This window comes from Inquilinus sp. 2KB_23 (assembly GCF_052115705.1).
In the GTDB taxonomy this organism is placed as follows: domain Bacteria; phylum Pseudomonadota; class Alphaproteobacteria; order DSM-16000; family Inquilinaceae; genus Inquilinus; species Inquilinus ginsengisoli_A.
The window spans coordinates 52,674-67,063 of record NZ_JBFRHF010000028.1 but is presented as its reverse complement, the minus strand read 5'-3'; the positions used below and the strand labels follow the sequence as shown (position 1 = coordinate 67,063).

Annotated in this window: 12 protein-coding genes and 2 tRNA genes; 4 read left to right on the top strand and 10 right to left on the bottom strand. The window is 69.2% G+C overall.

Translation table 11 applies throughout. From position 1 onward, the window contains the following. Window position 1: 1 nt before the first annotated feature. Window positions 2-1,231, bottom strand: coding sequence for an MFS transporter (locus AB4112_RS28915; RefSeq protein ID WP_441724557.1), 1,230 nt, complete (start codon window positions 1,229-1,231; stop codon window positions 2-4). A gap of 228 nt (window positions 1,232-1,459) precedes the next feature. On the opposite strand from AB4112_RS28915, the gene ada reads away from it, so the two are divergent. Further along, window positions 1,460-2,527, top strand: a complete 1,068-nt coding sequence (ada, locus tag AB4112_RS28910; RefSeq protein ID WP_441724555.1) for a bifunctional DNA-binding transcriptional regulator/O6-methylguanine-DNA methyltransferase Ada — start codon at window positions 1,460-1,462, stop codon at window positions 2,525-2,527. A 46-nt stretch (window positions 2,528-2,573) separates the two neighbouring features. On the opposite strand, the gene AB4112_RS28905 is transcribed toward ada, so the two are convergent. Further along, window positions 2,574-3,692, bottom strand: a complete 1,119-nt coding sequence (locus tag AB4112_RS28905; protein WP_441724553.1) for a hypothetical protein — start codon at window positions 3,690-3,692, stop codon at window positions 2,574-2,576. 28 nt (window positions 3,693-3,720) lie between these two features. After that, entirely contained in the window at window positions 3,721-4,020 is a 300-nt protein-coding gene (locus tag AB4112_RS28900) for a winged helix-turn-helix transcriptional regulator (protein ID WP_441724551.1), read from the bottom strand. A 158-nt stretch (window positions 4,021-4,178) separates the two neighbouring features. Between AB4112_RS28900 and AB4112_RS28895 the strand changes: the two genes are divergently transcribed. After that, window positions 4,179-4,880: a glutathione S-transferase family protein gene (locus AB4112_RS28895; RefSeq protein WP_441724549.1), complete on the top strand. Its 702-nt coding sequence runs from the start codon at window positions 4,179-4,181 to the stop codon at window positions 4,878-4,880. A 56-nt stretch (window positions 4,881-4,936) separates the two neighbouring features. Here AB4112_RS28895 and AB4112_RS28890 read toward each other — a convergent pair whose 3' ends face one another. From AB4112_RS28890 to AB4112_RS28870, 5 genes are all read right to left on the bottom strand, one after another. Beyond that, window positions 4,937-7,582, bottom strand: a complete 2,646-nt coding sequence (locus tag AB4112_RS28890; protein WP_441724547.1) for a valine--tRNA ligase — start codon at window positions 7,580-7,582, stop codon at window positions 4,937-4,939. A 59-nt stretch (window positions 7,583-7,641) separates the two neighbouring features. Next, window positions 7,642-8,115 carry a DUF2497 domain-containing protein gene (locus AB4112_RS28885; protein WP_309794623.1) on the bottom strand — a complete coding sequence of 158 codons (474 nt, stop codon included), beginning with the start codon at window positions 8,113-8,115 and terminating at the stop codon, window positions 7,642-7,644. A 105-nt stretch (window positions 8,116-8,220) separates the two neighbouring features. Further along, window positions 8,221-9,684 carry a TolC family outer membrane protein gene (locus AB4112_RS28880; protein ID WP_309794624.1) on the bottom strand — a complete coding sequence of 488 codons (1,464 nt, stop codon included), beginning with the start codon at window positions 9,682-9,684 and terminating at the stop codon, window positions 8,221-8,223. A gap of 2 nt (window positions 9,685-9,686) precedes the next feature. Further along, entirely contained in the window at window positions 9,687-10,010 is a 324-nt protein-coding gene (locus tag AB4112_RS28875; protein WP_309794625.1) for a rhodanese-like domain-containing protein, read from the bottom strand. A 20-nt stretch (window positions 10,011-10,030) separates the two neighbouring features. Next, window positions 10,031-10,687, bottom strand: a complete 657-nt coding sequence (locus tag AB4112_RS28870; protein ID WP_441724544.1) for a protein-L-isoaspartate O-methyltransferase family protein — start codon at window positions 10,685-10,687, stop codon at window positions 10,031-10,033. Between the two features lie 235 nt (window positions 10,688-10,922). On the opposite strand from AB4112_RS28870, the gene AB4112_RS28865 reads away from it, so the two are divergent. Continuing rightward, window positions 10,923-10,996: transfer RNA gene (locus tag AB4112_RS28865), tRNA-Cys, on the top strand. An 80-nt stretch (window positions 10,997-11,076) separates the two neighbouring features. On the opposite strand, the gene AB4112_RS28860 is transcribed toward AB4112_RS28865, so the two are convergent. Continuing rightward, window positions 11,077-12,198: a class I SAM-dependent methyltransferase gene (locus AB4112_RS28860; RefSeq protein ID WP_441724542.1), complete on the bottom strand. Its 1,122-nt coding sequence runs from the start codon at window positions 12,196-12,198 to the stop codon at window positions 11,077-11,079. A gap of 299 nt (window positions 12,199-12,497) precedes the next feature. Between AB4112_RS28860 and AB4112_RS28855 the strand changes: the two genes are divergently transcribed. After that, a tRNA-Asn gene (locus AB4112_RS28855) sits at window positions 12,498-12,573 on the top strand. Window positions 12,574-12,652: 79 nt separating this feature from the next. On the opposite strand, the gene pgm is transcribed toward AB4112_RS28855, so the two are convergent. Continuing rightward, window positions 12,653-14,326, bottom strand: a complete 1,674-nt coding sequence (gene pgm, locus AB4112_RS28850) for a phosphoglucomutase (alpha-D-glucose-1,6-bisphosphate-dependent) (RefSeq protein ID WP_441724540.1) — start codon at window positions 14,324-14,326, stop codon at window positions 12,653-12,655. Window positions 14,327-14,390 lie beyond the last annotated feature (64 nt).

The window sequence follows — 14,390 nt, the reverse complement described above, 5'->3', positions numbered from 1 at the left end:
GTCACGCCGCCTCGGGCAGCGCCGCCAGCCGCGGCACCGCGGAGCCTGAGATCACCAGCGCCTGGATGATGAAGCCGAGCACGGCGACGGCCAGGCAGGCGGCGGCGCCGTGGCTGCCGCCGACCAGGGCGCCGATGGCGGCGCCGAGCGGGCGAGAGCCATAGGTCGCCATGGTGATGATCGCCGAGACCCGACCGAGCATCGCCGGCGGCGTCACCGCCTGGCGCAGGGTGGTCGAGGCGATTGTCCACAGGATCGGGCCGGCCCCGAACAGGAAGAAGGCGAGGCCGGCGACCAGCGCCGAGGGCACCCAGACTGTCAGCAGCATCAGCAGGGCGCCGGCGAGGCCGCAGAACGGCCCGATCAGCAGCACCGTCCCGAACGGCAGGGCCCGGGCGACCCGCGGCGCCGCCAGGGCCGCGAGGACCATGCCGACGCCGTAGACCGCCAGCGTGGCGCCGACACCGGCGGCGCTGAGGCCGAGATGGCCCACCGCATAGGGGACGTAGATCGCCTGCAGCACGAACCAGCCGATGTTGAAGAACACCGCGGTCAGCAGCACCGGCCGCAGCAGCGGATGGGCCAGGACGAAGACCGCACCCTCGCGCAGGTCATGCAGGATGCGCCGGGGCGGCGGCGCCGGGCGGACGGGTTCGCGGATGCCGCGCAGCAGCACCACCGCCAGCACCGACAGCGCCGCCGCGGCGGCAAAGGCCAAGCCGCCGCCGGCCCAGGCCACCAGGGCCCCGGCCAGGGCGGGGCCGGCGGCGAAGGCGGCGCTGCGCGCCAGCTCTATCCGCCCGTTCGCGGCCGGCAGCGCCGCGCGCGGCACCAGGTCCGGGATCAGCGACGGCGCCGCCACGCTGTAGGCCACCGTGCCGGCAGCGCCGAGGAAGCCCAGCGCCGCCAGCAGACCCAGGCTCAGGCCACCGGTCTCCGCCAGGATCAGGATGGCGATCAGCGACAGCGCCCGCAGCGCCTCGGCCGCCGCCATCAGCCGACGGCGCGAGGATCGGTCGGCCAGGAGGCCGGCCGGCAGCGACAGCAGCAGGAAGGGCAGCGTCTGCACGGTCTGCAGCAGGCCGGTGCCGCCGGCCCCGGCGCCGAGCGCGAGCACGGCGACGATCGGCGCGGCGGCCAGGCCGATCTGCTCCGCCGACTGGGCGGCCAGGTTGGACCAGGCCAGACGGCGGAACGGTAGGGATAGCGGCGGGATGGCGGTCGGGGACATGGCGCTCTCGCGGCGGGTCGGTGACGGGACCGCAACCATCCGCCGCCGCGCCGGGCCGTGCGCTCCGCTTGTTGCGGCCGAATTCCAGCGCAAGCGATCGGGGGGATCGCAAGATTCGGGTCGCCCGCCGGCGAATTTGAGAGCAAGGGTCGGAGTGCTTGCGGTCCAGCGACCCGTCATGGTCGGCGGACGGATGGGCGACCCGCCCGTCGAACCAGGAGCGCCACCATGGGTCACATCGCCCCGACCACCACTTTCACCGATCAGGATGCGCGCTGGCAGGCCGTGCAGCAGCGCGACCATGCCGCCGACGGCGCCTTCGTCTATTCCGTGCGCACCACCGGGATCTATTGCCGGCCGAGCTGCCCGTCGCGCCGGGCCCGGCCGGAGAATGTGGCGTTCCACGCCGATTGCGCCGCCGCCGAGCGCGCCGGCTTCCGCGCCTGCCGCCGCTGTCGCCCCAATGAATCGTCGCTGGCTGAACGCCAGTCGGCGCTGGTGGTCGCGGCCTGCCGCATGATCGAGACCGCCGAGGAGGTGCCGAGCCTGGACGCGCTGGCCGAGGCCGCGGGGTTGAGCCGGTTCCATTTCCACCGCATGTTCAAGGCGGTCACCGGCGTCACGCCCAAGGCCTATGCCGATGCCCATCGCGGCGACCGCATGCGTGAGGAGCTGGCCCAGACCGCGACGGTGACCGAGGCGATCTACGGCGCCGGCTTCAACTCCAACGGCCGCTTCTACGCCGCGGTGCCGGAACGGCTGGGCATGACCCCGACCGCGTTCCGCGACGGCGGCACCGGCACCGAGATCCGCTTCGCCATCGGCCAGTGCCGGCTGGGGGCCATCCTGGTGGCGGCCACCGCGAAGGGCATCGTCGCCATCCAGTTCGGCGACGACCCGCAGGCGCTGCTGGAGGGGCTGCAGGACCGCTTCCCCAAGGCCCGGCTGGTCGGCGGCGACGCCGAATTCGAACAGCTGGTCGCCCGGGTGGTCGGCTTCGTCGAGGCGCCGTCGGGCGGGCTGGATCTGCCGCTGGACGTCCGCGGCACCGCCTTTCAGCAGAAGGTGTGGCAGGCGCTGCGGGGCATCCCGGCCGGCACCACCGCCAGCTATGCCGAGATCGCGGCGCGGATCGGCCGGCCCAAGGCGGTGCGCGCGGTGGCCCAGGCCTGCGCCGCCAACGACATCGCCGTGGCCATCCCCTGCCACCGCGTGGTGCGGGCGGACGGCGCCCTGTCCGGCTATCGCTGGGGCGTCGCCCGCAAGCGTGCCCTGCTAGACCGCGAGGCCAGCTGAGGATCCGACCCGCGCGGATGGGAAGCCATCCGCGCGGGTCATCCGATCAGTCGAGGTCGACGGGGAGCGAGGGCTTGCCCTTCTGGGTCCAGGTGCCGCTGAGTCCGGCATCCGGCCTCAGGCGCAGGTCGAACACGGCTTCGACGCCACCTTCAGGCCGTTCGGTGAAGCGATAGCCGCCATCCGCGCCCTTCTGGCCCTGCAGCTCGATATATTTGGCCTGACTGTCATAGAAATAGGCGGCCCCGATCGAGCCGTCGTCATAGACCCGCTCCACCACGAAGGTGATCGGGTAGCGCCCGCCCAGGCGCCCGCGCAGGACAGCACGATCGAGTCCCTGGCGCCGAACCGGGCAATCCGTCCGCCGATCGATCAGCAGGCACCGCCCATAATCGCTCAGCAGCGGGGCGAGATCGGCGTAGCGATAGCTGTTCTCGAAATCCCAGAGGTCGTCGACCGCCTGGTTGACATGCGCGGCGCAATGCCCCCGGATGACCGTCAACTCGTCCCGTCCCAGCCTCAGCTGGTCGTCGGTCATGTCGGCTTCGGCGACCGAATCCCGGCAATCGGCATAGATCGACCGCTGCTCCTCCGCGGTCTCGGCATCGTCGCTGATGCGAAGGCCATCCGACGCATCCGCCCCCGCGGCCCTGCTGTCGGGGACGGTCTGGCCGGCGAGAAAGGCGTCGATGCGCCGGGTCCTGGCCTCCGACACCCGTTGCCGGAAGGTCGCCATACCCTTGCCGGACAACAGATCGGTCAGCCGGATCGGGAAGCCCGATGCGGTCTCGAAATTGTAGGAAGTCGCACCCTGGGAGGGATAGGCCCCCATGAATTCGCCGCTGACAACCAGGCTGAGGAAGCCCGGCAGGTTGGCGACGACCTCGTAGTCCATCGACGTGGTGCCCTGCCAGCCCTCCGTCGGCCAGATGTCCTCGAACGCCGTCTTGCGATAGCGGCCGGGCAGCTTGTGCAGTTCCACCGCCTGCAGCCAGGTGTTGATGCGCTGCGCGACGGCACCGTCGCCGGCAACCACCGGGAAGCGGTACGTCGCCGCATCCAGATCGGGACGGGTGGCGGCCAGGCTGTCGATCCGCATCTGGGCCTGGCCGCAAAGCGGCAGCAGGCCGACCAGGACGCCGGCCAGCATCGCGAATCTGTTCATGTCGTCATCCGTCCTGTTGGGCTGGTCGTCAGGCCGCCGCGGCCTGGCGCTGCCGCCGTTCCGCCCAACGCTCGCCGAACTCGCCCAGCGCGTCGACCACGGCGCGCAGGCGGTGGCCTTCCTCGGTCAGCGCATACTCCACCCGCACCGGGACTTCGGGATGGATGGTGCGGGACACGAATCCCGCCTCCTCCAGCGCCCGCAGGTCCAGCGTCAGCATGCGTTGGGAGATTCCCGGCATCAGCCGCCGCAACTCGCTGAACCGCCTGGTCCCGTCCAGGAGATAGTAGATCAACACGATGCGCCAACGCCCGCCGAGCAGGCGCATCGCATCTTCCATCGGGCAACCCGAGACGCTTTCCTTCATCGCGTGACCCCCAGTATAAAATTTGTACCAACCTAACAATATTGTGCTTTCTTTACAATATATACTGGCATCGGCATGGTTCTGCCATAAACCTTGACCAACCAGAAAGATCATTCGCAATGGAACCGGTGCTTTTCTATGGCGTTCCGCATGGCTGCTCCTTCGGATCGATCGTCGCGTTGGAATGGCTGGGCCAGCCCTATCGCCTGAGTCGTATCGACATGCTGGCCAGCCCGGCGCCCTACGGCCGGGTGAATGCCAGCCGGGAGACCCCGACGCTGCTGCTGGAGGACGGCGAGACGCTGAGCGAGAGCTTCGCCATCCTGCAGCACATCGCCGCTCGCGACCTCGACCGCAAGCTGGGCTTCCCCCAGGGCACCCGCGCGCATGACCGGCTCAACCGCACCCTCGCCTATCTCCACACCAGCTTCCACTCGGCCTTCGCGCCGGCCTGGATCGCGTACAAGCTGGCCGAGGGCGACCCGGCGAAGGCGGTGCTGCGCGACATCGCCCATGACAAGGCGGCGAAGGGCTACGCCCATCTCGAAGCCCTGCTGGCCGGCCGCGACTGGCTGGATGGCGGCGATGGCAGGACCGTCGCCGATGCCTATCTGGTCGGGATCGCCCGCTGGGGCGAGGATCTCAGCCTGTTCGAGCTGGCGCGGGAGTACCCGCGCGTCCACGCCCATCTGCAGAAGCTGGAGGCGGACCCGGCGGTGATCTTCGCCCATGCGATCGAGGACGGGCTTCCCGCCACGACCAGCGGCCGGTTCCTCGGCCACGTCTCGCTGGAGGAGCTGGTGCCGCGCCTGGCCGCCTGACCCCGAACGAAAACGGGCCCCCGAAGGGGCCCGTCCGATCTCGCTGGTGCCTGCGATCAGCCGAAGACACGCGCCAGGGCCTGCTGCAGCCGCTCGCGCGCCGCCTCGGCTTCGGCGCGGCGCTCGCGCTGCTCCTCCACCACCTCGTCAGGCGCCTTCTCCAGGAACTGGGCGTTGCCGAGCTTGCGATCGACCTTCTCGACCTCGCCGGCCAGCCGGTCGATCTCCTTGGTCAGCCGCGCCCGCTCCTTGTCGAGATCGATGATCCCGGCCAGGGGCAGCACCAGCGTCGCCTCGTCGATCACCGCCTGGGCTGCACCCTTCGCCGGCGCCGCATCGGAGACCTCGATCGCGGCCAGCCGCGCCAGGCGGCGGATCAGCGCGCCATGGGTGTCGAGCCGGCGCTGGGTCTCCGCCGACGCGTCGCGCAAAGTCGCGGTCAGCTCCGCCGCCGGCGGCACATTCATCTCCGACCGGATGGTGCGGATCGCCGAGATCAGGCGGATCACCCAGTCCATCTCGGCCGCCGCCTGGCTGTCGACCAGCCCGGCGGGATACTCCGGCCAGGGCTGGGTCATCAGCGTGGCGTCGCCGCGGTCAGCCAAATGCCGCCACAGCTCCTCGGTCTCGAACGGCATGATCGGGTTGAGCAGGTGCAGGATCTGCTCCAGCGCCCAGGCCGCGGTGGCACGGGTCTCGGCCTTCGCCGCCTCGTCGCCGCCGGAGAACACCGGCTTGGCGAATTCCAGGTACCAGTCGCAGAAGCCGTTCCAGGTGAACTGGTACAGCACCGACGCCGCCTCGCTGAAGCGGAAACCCTCCAGCGCCGCCGCCGCCTTCTCCGCCGCCTTCGCCACCTCGCCGACGATCCAGCGGTTCAGCGTCAGTTTGTTCGCCGCCGGATCATAGCCGGGCACCGGCCGGCACTCGTTCATCTCGCAGAAGCGCGCGGCGTTCCAAATCTTGGTCGCGAAGTTGCGATAGCCCTCGACCTGCTGCGGCCCGAGCTTGATGTCGCGGCCGGCGGCCAGCGACACCAGGGTCATGCGCAGCGCGTCGGTGCCGTAGCTGTCGACCAGCTCCAGCGGGTCGATGACGTTGCCCTTGGACTTCGACATCTTCTGGCCCTTCTCGTCGCGGACCAGGGAGTGGAAGTACACGGTGCGGAACGGCACCTCGCCCATAAAATGGAGGCCCATCATCATCATCCGGGCGACCCAGAAGAAGATGATGTCGAAGCCGGTCACCAGCACGTCGCCGGGGTAGTAGCGCTGCAGCTCCGGCGTCTTGTCCGGCCAGCCCAAGGTCGAGAACGGCCACAGGGCGGAGGAGAACCAGGTGTCGAGCACGTCGGTCTCGCGCGTCAGCTCGACCGGCTCGCCGTAGTGGTTCTCGGCCGCGGCCTTGGCTTCGGCCTCGCTCTCCTCGACGAAGATCTTGCGGTCCGGCCCATACCAGGCCGGAATCTGGTGGCCCCACCACAGCTGGCGGCTGATGCACCAGGGCTGGATGTTGCGCATCCACTCGAAGAAGATGCCTTCCGCCATCTTCGGCAGCAGCACGGTCTTGCCCTGCTCCACCGATTCGATCGCCGGCTTGGCCAGGATCTCGGCCTTCAGGTACCACTGCTCGGTCAGATACGGCTCGATCGGCACGCCGCCGCGGTCGCCATGCGGCACCGCATGGACATGGTCCTCGATCTTCTCGACCAGGCCGAGCGCCTCGAGGTCGGCGACCACGCGCTTGCGCGCCTCGTAGCGGTCGAGGCCGCGATAGGCCTCCGGCACCTCGTCGTTCAGCCGCGCTTCCTCGTCGAGGATGTTGATCAGCGGCAGGTTGTGCCGGCGGCCAACCTCGAAATCGTTGAAATCATGCGCCGGGGTGATCTTCACCGCGCCCGAGCCCTTCTCGGGGTCGGAGTATTCGTCGGCCACGATCGGGATGCGGCGGCCGACCAGCGGCAGGACGGCATTTTTGCCGACCAGGTCCTTGTAGCGCTCGTCATCCGGGTGCACCGCCACGGCAGCGTCGCCCAGCATCGTCTCCGGCCGGGTGGTGGCGACGGTGATGTAGCGCCCTTCCTCGCCCTCGATCGGGTAGCGGAAGTGCCAGAGATGGCCCTTGGTCTCCTTCTGCTCGACCTCGAGGTCGGAGACCGAGGTGCGCAGCTTCGGGTCCCAGTTGACCAGCCGCTTGTCGCGGTAGATCAGGCCCTCGCGGTGCAGCTGGACGAACACCTTGACCACGGCGCGGGACAGGCCCTCGTCCATGGTGAAGCGCTCGCGCGCCCAGTTCGGGGTGGCGCCGAGCCGGCGGAGCTGGCTGGTGATGGTGCCGCCGGACTGCGCTTTCCACTCCCAGACCTTCTCCAGAAAGCCATCACGGCCGAGGTCCTGGCGCTTGACGCCCTGCTTCGCCAGCTCGCGCTCGACCACCATCTGGGTGGCGATGCCGGCATGGTCCGTGCCCGGCTGCCACAGCGCATCGCGGCCGCGCCGCCGGTTGAACCGCGTCAGCACGTCCTGCAGGGTCATGTTGAAGGCATGGCCCATGTGCAGGCTGCCGGTCACGTTCGGCGGCGGCATCATGATGGTGAAGGGGGTCGCGTTCGACTGGACATCGTTGGCGAAGGCGCCGCTGTTCTCCCATTCCGGATACAGCTTGGCCTCGACGTCGCGCGGCGCGTAGGTCTTGTCCAGCATGGCTGAACCTTCCGTGTTCTCTGAAATCTTAGGATGAAGGCGTCGGGTCGGGGGTCGGCTCAGCGCCGTACGGCGCCGTTGGCGATGCGGGATACTTCCCGTTCGACCGCCTGCTCGACCAGCCGCGGCAGGTTGGCGTCGAGCCATTCCTTCAGGAGCGGCCGCAGCATCTCGCGGACCAGGTCGTCGACCGTCTGGCTCTTGTGCACCGCCACCGCGGCCGGGGCGGCCGCCGCGTTCAACCGGGCCAGGGCCGCCAGCGCCGCGCTGGCGCTGGCCGGCGACACCACCGACTCGTCCTCCGGCGCCGATTCGGCGGCCGGCGGCGCGGCGACCGGGCGCGGATCGTCCAGCGCCTCGGTCAGCTCCAGCACATCGTCATCCGCCGATAGGGAGGGGGCCGAAGTCTGCGGACGCACCACCTCTGCCGCCACGGTCCGGCCACGGGCCGGATCGTCCTCGGTGATCATGCGCCGGATGGAGGCCAGGATCTCCTCCATCGACGGCTCCTGCTGTGCCCGCGTCTCGCTCATCCCTTCGCCGCCTTCACCCTACATTTCGGCGCACCATGGGCACCCGGCCCACCGCTGCAAAGCCACAGCAGCGACGAGGCCGAGACCAGGGTGCGCCGTCGGTCCTTACTCGTCGATCGACGTGCCGATCCAGCGCGCGCGGGTGGACTGATAGTCCGGCTCCGGGTCATAGACCTGGACCGGCAGGGCAAGATCCCGTGCGGTCAGGGTGCCGATCGCGTTCAGCAGCTGATAGCCGGCAACCACCTCGTTGCGCCGTGCCTGCACCAGGTTGAGCTGGGCGTTGAGCAGGTTCTGCTGCTCGGTCAGCACGTCGAGCACGGTGCGCGACCCGACCGCGGCTTCCTGCTGCAGGCCTTCCACCGCCAGCTGCTCGGCCTTGACCGCGGCCTGGAACGACTTGATCGCGGCCCGCGCGGTGACCAGCGCCTGCCAGGACTGCACCGCCGCCTGGATTGCGATGCGGCGCTGGCTCTCGATCTGGATCCGCTTCTGGCCGTGGGTGTAGCGCGCCTGCCGGACCTTCGATTCCTGGTTGCCGGCCGAATAGATCGGAATGGTCAGCTGCGCGATGATCGAAGCCGAATCGATCCGCGACTGCGCCCCGGTGCCGCTGGCGGGATGGGAGACCGTCGAATACTGGCGCTGCAGGCGGGCCTGGACCGTCAGCTGCGGCAGCAGGGCGCCGAACTGCAGGTCGATGCTGTCGGCGGCGGCGCGTTCGGTGAACAGCGCCGCGACGATGCCCGGGTTGTTGGCCTGGGCCCGCTGGATCGCGTCCTGCATCGAGGTCGGCAGGCGGCCCGGCACCGCCGGCGTCTCCAACGTTCCCGGCGGCTGGCCGACGAAGCGCTCGAAGGTCGCGCGGTTGGCGCGCAGCGTGCCTTCCGCCTCGACCCGCTGGGCGACGGCGCTGGCCAGGCTGGCCTCGGACTGGCTGACGTCGGTGCGGGTCACCTCACCGACATTGAAGCGGTCCTGGGTGGCCTGGAGCTGGCGGCTCAGCTGCGATTCGTTGGTGCGCTGCACGTCGAGCGCCGCCTGGGCCTGGACCACATCGGCATAGGCGGTGGCGGCGTCGAGCAGCACCGTCTGCTCCGTGGTCTGAACCACGGCGCGGGTGGCCTGGACCGTGTTCTCGGCGTTGTTGACCGACGCTTCGGTCTGGCCGCCGGTGTAGATCGGCTGGGTCACGGTGATGCCGAGCGTGGCCGGGTTCACCTCGTGCCAGTAGCCTTCACGGCCGCCGGCGCCCAAGGGGTTGCCGCTGAGGCCTGCAGTCGCCGTATTGAACTGGCTCAGCTTTCCCGGCTTGTCGCTGGTCGTGTTGGTGAACTGGCTTTCGATGCTGGCGCTGGCGCTGACCGTCGGCCGGTAGTTCGACAGCGCCTGGGCGACGCCTTCGTTGACCGCCTTCAGATTGGCGATGTCGGCGGCCAGGTCCGGGTTGGTCGCATAGGCCGAGGCCAGCGCCTCGGTCATCGACTGGGCCGAGGCCGGTGCGGCACCCCACAGCAACGCGACCGTCAGCGCCGTGGTGGAGAGCCCGAGACGTCCATACCGTTTCATCGTCAATACCGTCCCATGGTTGGATCGACCTCGCGCGCCCAGGCGTCGATGCCGCCGCGCAGATTGACCGCGTTGTCCATGCCCCTCGCCGAAAGCCATCGCACCACCTGCGCGCTGCGCCCCCCGTGGTGACACATGACGACAACCGGGCGATCGCCCGGGATCTCCTCCAGCCGGACCGGAATCTCGGCCATCGGAATGTCGAGCGTGCCGTCGAGCCGGCACGCCGCCAGCTCCTGCGGCTCGCGCACGTCCACGACGCAATGGCTGGCACCGCTGCGCCGCCACTCCGCCAAGGTCGCCACGTCGATCTCTTCCTGCTGCACCCGATACCCCGCCGCCGCGCTCAGAACTGGAAGGCCGGCTTGCGTTCGAAGCCGGGCAAGGTCGCCGTCRCCGCGTCGAACAGCGGGCGCTGCGACACGGTGCCGTCGATTGCGGTGAACATCATAGCACGGGCCACACGGTCGCCGTCATCCACGACGGTGAGCAGACGGCCGCCCGGCACCAGTTGCGCGGTCAGCGCCGCCGGAACCGCCGACACCGCGCCGTCGACCAGGATCACGTCGTAGGGCCCTTCGGCCGGCCAGCCCGCGGCCAGCGGCCCTTCGACCAGGGCAACGCCGTGGACGCCGAGATCGGCCAGCGCGGCGCGCGCCGCGGCCAGCTGCGCCTTGTCCTGCTCCAGCGCCACCACCTTGGCCGCCAGCCGGGCAAGGATCGCGGCGCTGTAGCCGGTGCCGGCGCCGACGACCAGGACCCGGCTGTCCGGGCCGATCGCGGCATCGTTCAGCATCCGGGCCAGGATTCGCGGCTCCATCACCACCCGGCCGCCGCCGATCGCGACATCCTGGTCGACATAGGCCACGCCGCGCCGGTCGGGCGGCACGAAACGCTCGCGCGGCACCGCCATCATCGCATCCGTCAAGGCGATGTCGGTCACCTTGTTGGGCTTGATCTGGCTTTCGACCATGTTGTAGCGGGCGGCTGCGTAGTCGACCATGAGGATCCGCACATCTGATGACGGAGAGCCCGGGCGGCCGGATAGCCGCCACGGCTCAGACGCTGCGGTTATATCGGCGTTCGCGCCCGCAACACAATCCATGTGATGCAGGTCGGGCCATGTGATGCAGGTCATGCACCGTCATGTCGGCGATCGGGCGGCGGCCGCAAAGAAAGAGACATGTTCATCTCTTGACCCCGCTTCATGCCGGACGATATACGGGGGCCGCCGTCGGGGCGCGATGGCTGAGTGGTCAAGCAGCGGACTGCAAATCCGTGCACGCCGGTTCGATTCCGGCTCGCGCCTCCAACGGCCTCCCCCCCCTTCGTGGATCGGCAGGCGTGAAGCCGCTCTGCACCCGGCAGAGACGGCTTCGGCAAGGTGCCGGCCTAGACCGACGGGCTGCGGCCGTGGGGGCGGACGATGCGCTCCTCCGGGATGCCCTGGCGGAGCAGCCCCTCGGCGATGTTGCCTTCCGACTGAAAGCTCGACAGGACGATCTTCCGGCTGTCGGCCAGCACCTCGGCCGGCGCGATGACCCGATGCGGCCCCAGCGTGTGCCCGTGCTTCTGCGGGTCGCGGTCGGTGATCGCCCGAACCCGGGTGCGGGTGTTCAGCGACGTCCGTTCCAGCAGGGTCGAGGTGTGCAGGCCCGCCCCCCAGACATAGACCTCCTCCCCCGGCGCCAGGGCCGCGTGCAGCTTCGCATCCGCCGCGTCCCAGCGGCCCTGCTCGACCGCGGCAAAGGCGCGGTGGAAGGCCATGTTCTTCCCGTGGGCATTCACGATCGCGGCGTCCGGCTGCGGCGCCTGCTTCCGGGCCAGCACGGTGATCACCGGATAGCAGTAGTATTCGAGCGAGGTGTTGATCGGCGCCTGCAGGACATCGAAGCCGATCCGCTTCAGCAGGTTGCCGATGGTGACCTCGTCGAAATAATTGACGTGCTCCATCATGAAGAAGCCGGGCGGATTGATCTCCGGCGCCGCGAGGCAGGGGACCTCGAACATCAGGAGCCCGCCGGGCGCCAGCGCCTCGTGCACCAGATTCAGCGTCTCCACCGGGTCGTAGACGTGCTCCAGCACATGCGAGAAGGTGATCAGGTCCTGGTTGCCGCGCTGCGGCAGCGACTCCTCGCCGGAGCCCAGATCCATGGCGATGTCGTTCCGGTCCCGCGCCTGCTCCACCGCCTTGGGCGACAGGTCGCAACCGGCGACGGCCCAGCCCTGCTTGCGGAAATGCCACAGCATCGAGCCGGTCGCGGCGCCGACGTCGTACATGCGGCCCGGCTTGATCCCCTCGATCCGCACCAGCTCCAACATGCGGCGTGCCGTCGGGTTCAGCGGCGGCTCGCCGTCGCCGAAGGCGGTGTAGTTCGAGAAGGTCGAGTATTGCCGCATCATGGTCTCGGGCGAAACCGCCGGGTCCTGCAGGGTCATGCCGCAGCCGGAACAGCAGCGCATGCCGAAGGTTACATGCCCGAGCCCGCAGACATCGATCGCCGTTTGGAACACCGTCTCGCCGTCATGGGAGCCGCAGATGAAACACGCACGAGAAATGGTTCCGTTGATCATACGCCGCCCCTGAAAAAATAAAGTCCGGACCATGCAAAGCTGGCGGCCGGCATACTACAGAGCGGTGGGAAGGCTGTCACCATGCCGGCCAGGTGGTTGATCCCGGCACGGTTCGGGTCGCGCTGGAACCGGATGCCGCCAAAAAAGAATGGTCGGAGGCGAATGGGAGGCTTGGCACGGCGGGGCGAGGTTGCTATAAGCCGCGCCACCAACAGCCCGGCGAAATCCGGCGCTCATGTTCCCTGGTAGCTCAGTTGGTAGAGCAGCTGACTGTTAATCAGCGGGTCACTGGTTCGAGTCCAGTCCAGGGAGCCATCTTTCCCCATCTTAAAAAATCCCGTCGGCTGGCCGCATTGGCCTGAATCCGGCGCAGAGCAGGCCGGCGCCCCCCGGGTCACGCCGCGCCGGGCTTGCCCCCTGGCTGCGACGATGTCTCGAACAACCGGCCGATCAGGGCCTTGGCGTCGTCCTGGATCTGCCGCAGGTGGTCCTCGCTGCGGAAGCTCTCGGCGTAGATCTTGTAGACGTCCTCGGTGCCGGACGGCCGCGCCGCGAACCAGCCATTCTCGGTCACCACCTTGATGCCGCCGAAGGGCTGGCCGTTGCCCGGCGCCGCGGTCAGCGTCTGCCGCACCGGCTCGCCGCCGAGCTGGCGCGCATCCAGCCGTTCCGGCGTCAGCCCCTTGAACACCTTCTTCTGCTCAGCCGTCGCCGGCGCGTCCGCCCGGGCGTAATAGGCGGTGCCCAGCTCGTCGGTGAGCCCGGTGTAGAGCTCGCTGGGGTCGCGGCCGGTGACCGCGGTGATCTCGGCCGCCAGCAGGCCGAGAATCAGCCCGTCCTTGTCCGTCGTCCACACCGTGCCGTCCTTGCGCAGGAAGGAGGCGCCGGCGCTCTCCTCCCCGCCGAATCCGACCGAGCCGTCGCTGAGGCCGTCGACGAACCATTTGAAGCCGACCGGCACCTCGAGCAGGCGGCGGCCCAGCTGCGCCGTGACCCGGTCGATCATGCTGCTGCTGACCAGCGTCTTGCCGACGGCGCTGTCGGCGCGCCAGCCCTTGCGGTGGCCGAAGAGGTAGGAGATCGACGCGGCCAGGAAATGATTCGGGTTCATCAGCCCGGCGGTGCGGGTGACGATGCCGTGGCGGTCGGCGTCGGTGTCGTTGGCGAAGGCCACGTCGAACTGGTCGCGCAGGCCCAGCAGCCGGGTCATGGCGTAGGGCGAGGAGCAATCCATGCGGATCTTCCCGTCCCAATCGGCCGTCATGAAGCGGAAGGTCGGGTCGACGATGTCGCTGACCACGGTGGCGGCGATGCCGGTGCGTTCGATCAGCGGCGCCCAGTAATGGACCGCCGCGCCGCCCAGCGGATCGATGCCGATCCTGACGCCGGAGGACCGGATGGCGTCGAGGTCGACGACGCTGCCGAGGTCGCCGACATAGCCGCCGACATAATCGTGGCGATGGGTGGTCGCGGCCTTCAGCGCGCGCTGGTGCGGGATCCGCAGCACCCCGTCGAGCGACTTTTCGATCAGCTCATTGGCCGTGCGTTCGATCCAGCCGGTCACCTCGGTGTCGGCCGGCCCGCCATTCGGGGGGTTGTATTTGAAACCGCCATCCTCCGGCGGGTTGTGCGACGGCGTGACCACGATGCCGTCGGCCAGGCTCGCGGTCCGGCCCCGGTTGTAGGTGAGGATGGCGTGCGACACGGCGGGCGTCGGGGTGTAGCCGCCGCCCTGGTCGATCATGGTGTCGACGCCGTTGGCGGCCAGCACCTCCAACGCGGTGGCCAGCGCCGGTTCGGACAGCGCGTGGGTGTCTATGCCAATGAACAGCGGCCCGTCGATCCCGGCGCGCTTGCGGTACAGGCAGATCGCCTGGGTGACGGCGAGGATGTGGGTCTCGTTGAAGCTGCCGGCGAAGGCGGAGCCGCGATGGCCCGACGTGCCGAAGGCGACGCGCTGGGCGGGGATCGCCGGATCGGGTTTGGTCGCGAAATAGGCCGTCACCAGCCGCGGCACATTGACGAGGTCGGACGGAGGGACGGACTTTCCCGCAAGCGGACTCACCATCTGAACCATCCCCTGGGCTGAACCGTGGAGCCGACACCTGCCAGCAAATTGCGCCAGCCTTCGA

Coding starts and splice junctions, on each gene's coding strand:
- AB4112_RS28890 (WP_441724547.1), bottom strand. CDS start 7,582: ATGCTGGACAAGACCTACGCGCCGCGCGACGTCGAGGCCAAGCTGTAT.
- ada (WP_441724555.1), top strand. CDS start 1,460: ATGGGTCACATCGCCCCGACCACCACTTTCACCGATCAGGATGCGCGC.
- AB4112_RS28895 (WP_441724549.1), top strand. CDS start 4,179: ATGGAACCGGTGCTTTTCTATGGCGTTCCGCATGGCTGCTCCTTCGGA.
- AB4112_RS28915 (WP_441724557.1), bottom strand. CDS start 1,231: ATGTCCCCGACCGCCATCCCGCCGCTATCCCTACCGTTCCGCCGTCTG.
- AB4112_RS28900 (WP_441724551.1), bottom strand. CDS start 4,020: ATGCGCCTGCTCGGCGGGCGTTGGCGCATCGTGTTGATCTACTATCTC.
- AB4112_RS28885 (WP_309794623.1), bottom strand. CDS start 8,115: ATGAGCGAGACGCGGGCACAGCAGGAGCCGTCGATGGAGGAGATCCTG.
- AB4112_RS28880 (WP_309794624.1), bottom strand. CDS start 9,684: ATGAAACGGTATGGACGTCTCGGGCTCTCCACCACGGCGCTGACGGTC.
- AB4112_RS28905 (WP_441724553.1), bottom strand. CDS start 3,692: ATGAACAGATTCGCGATGCTGGCCGGCGTCCTGGTCGGCCTGCTGCCG.
- pgm (WP_441724540.1), bottom strand. CDS start 14,326: ATGGTGAGTCCGCTTGCGGGAAAGTCCGTCCCTCCGTCCGACCTCGTC.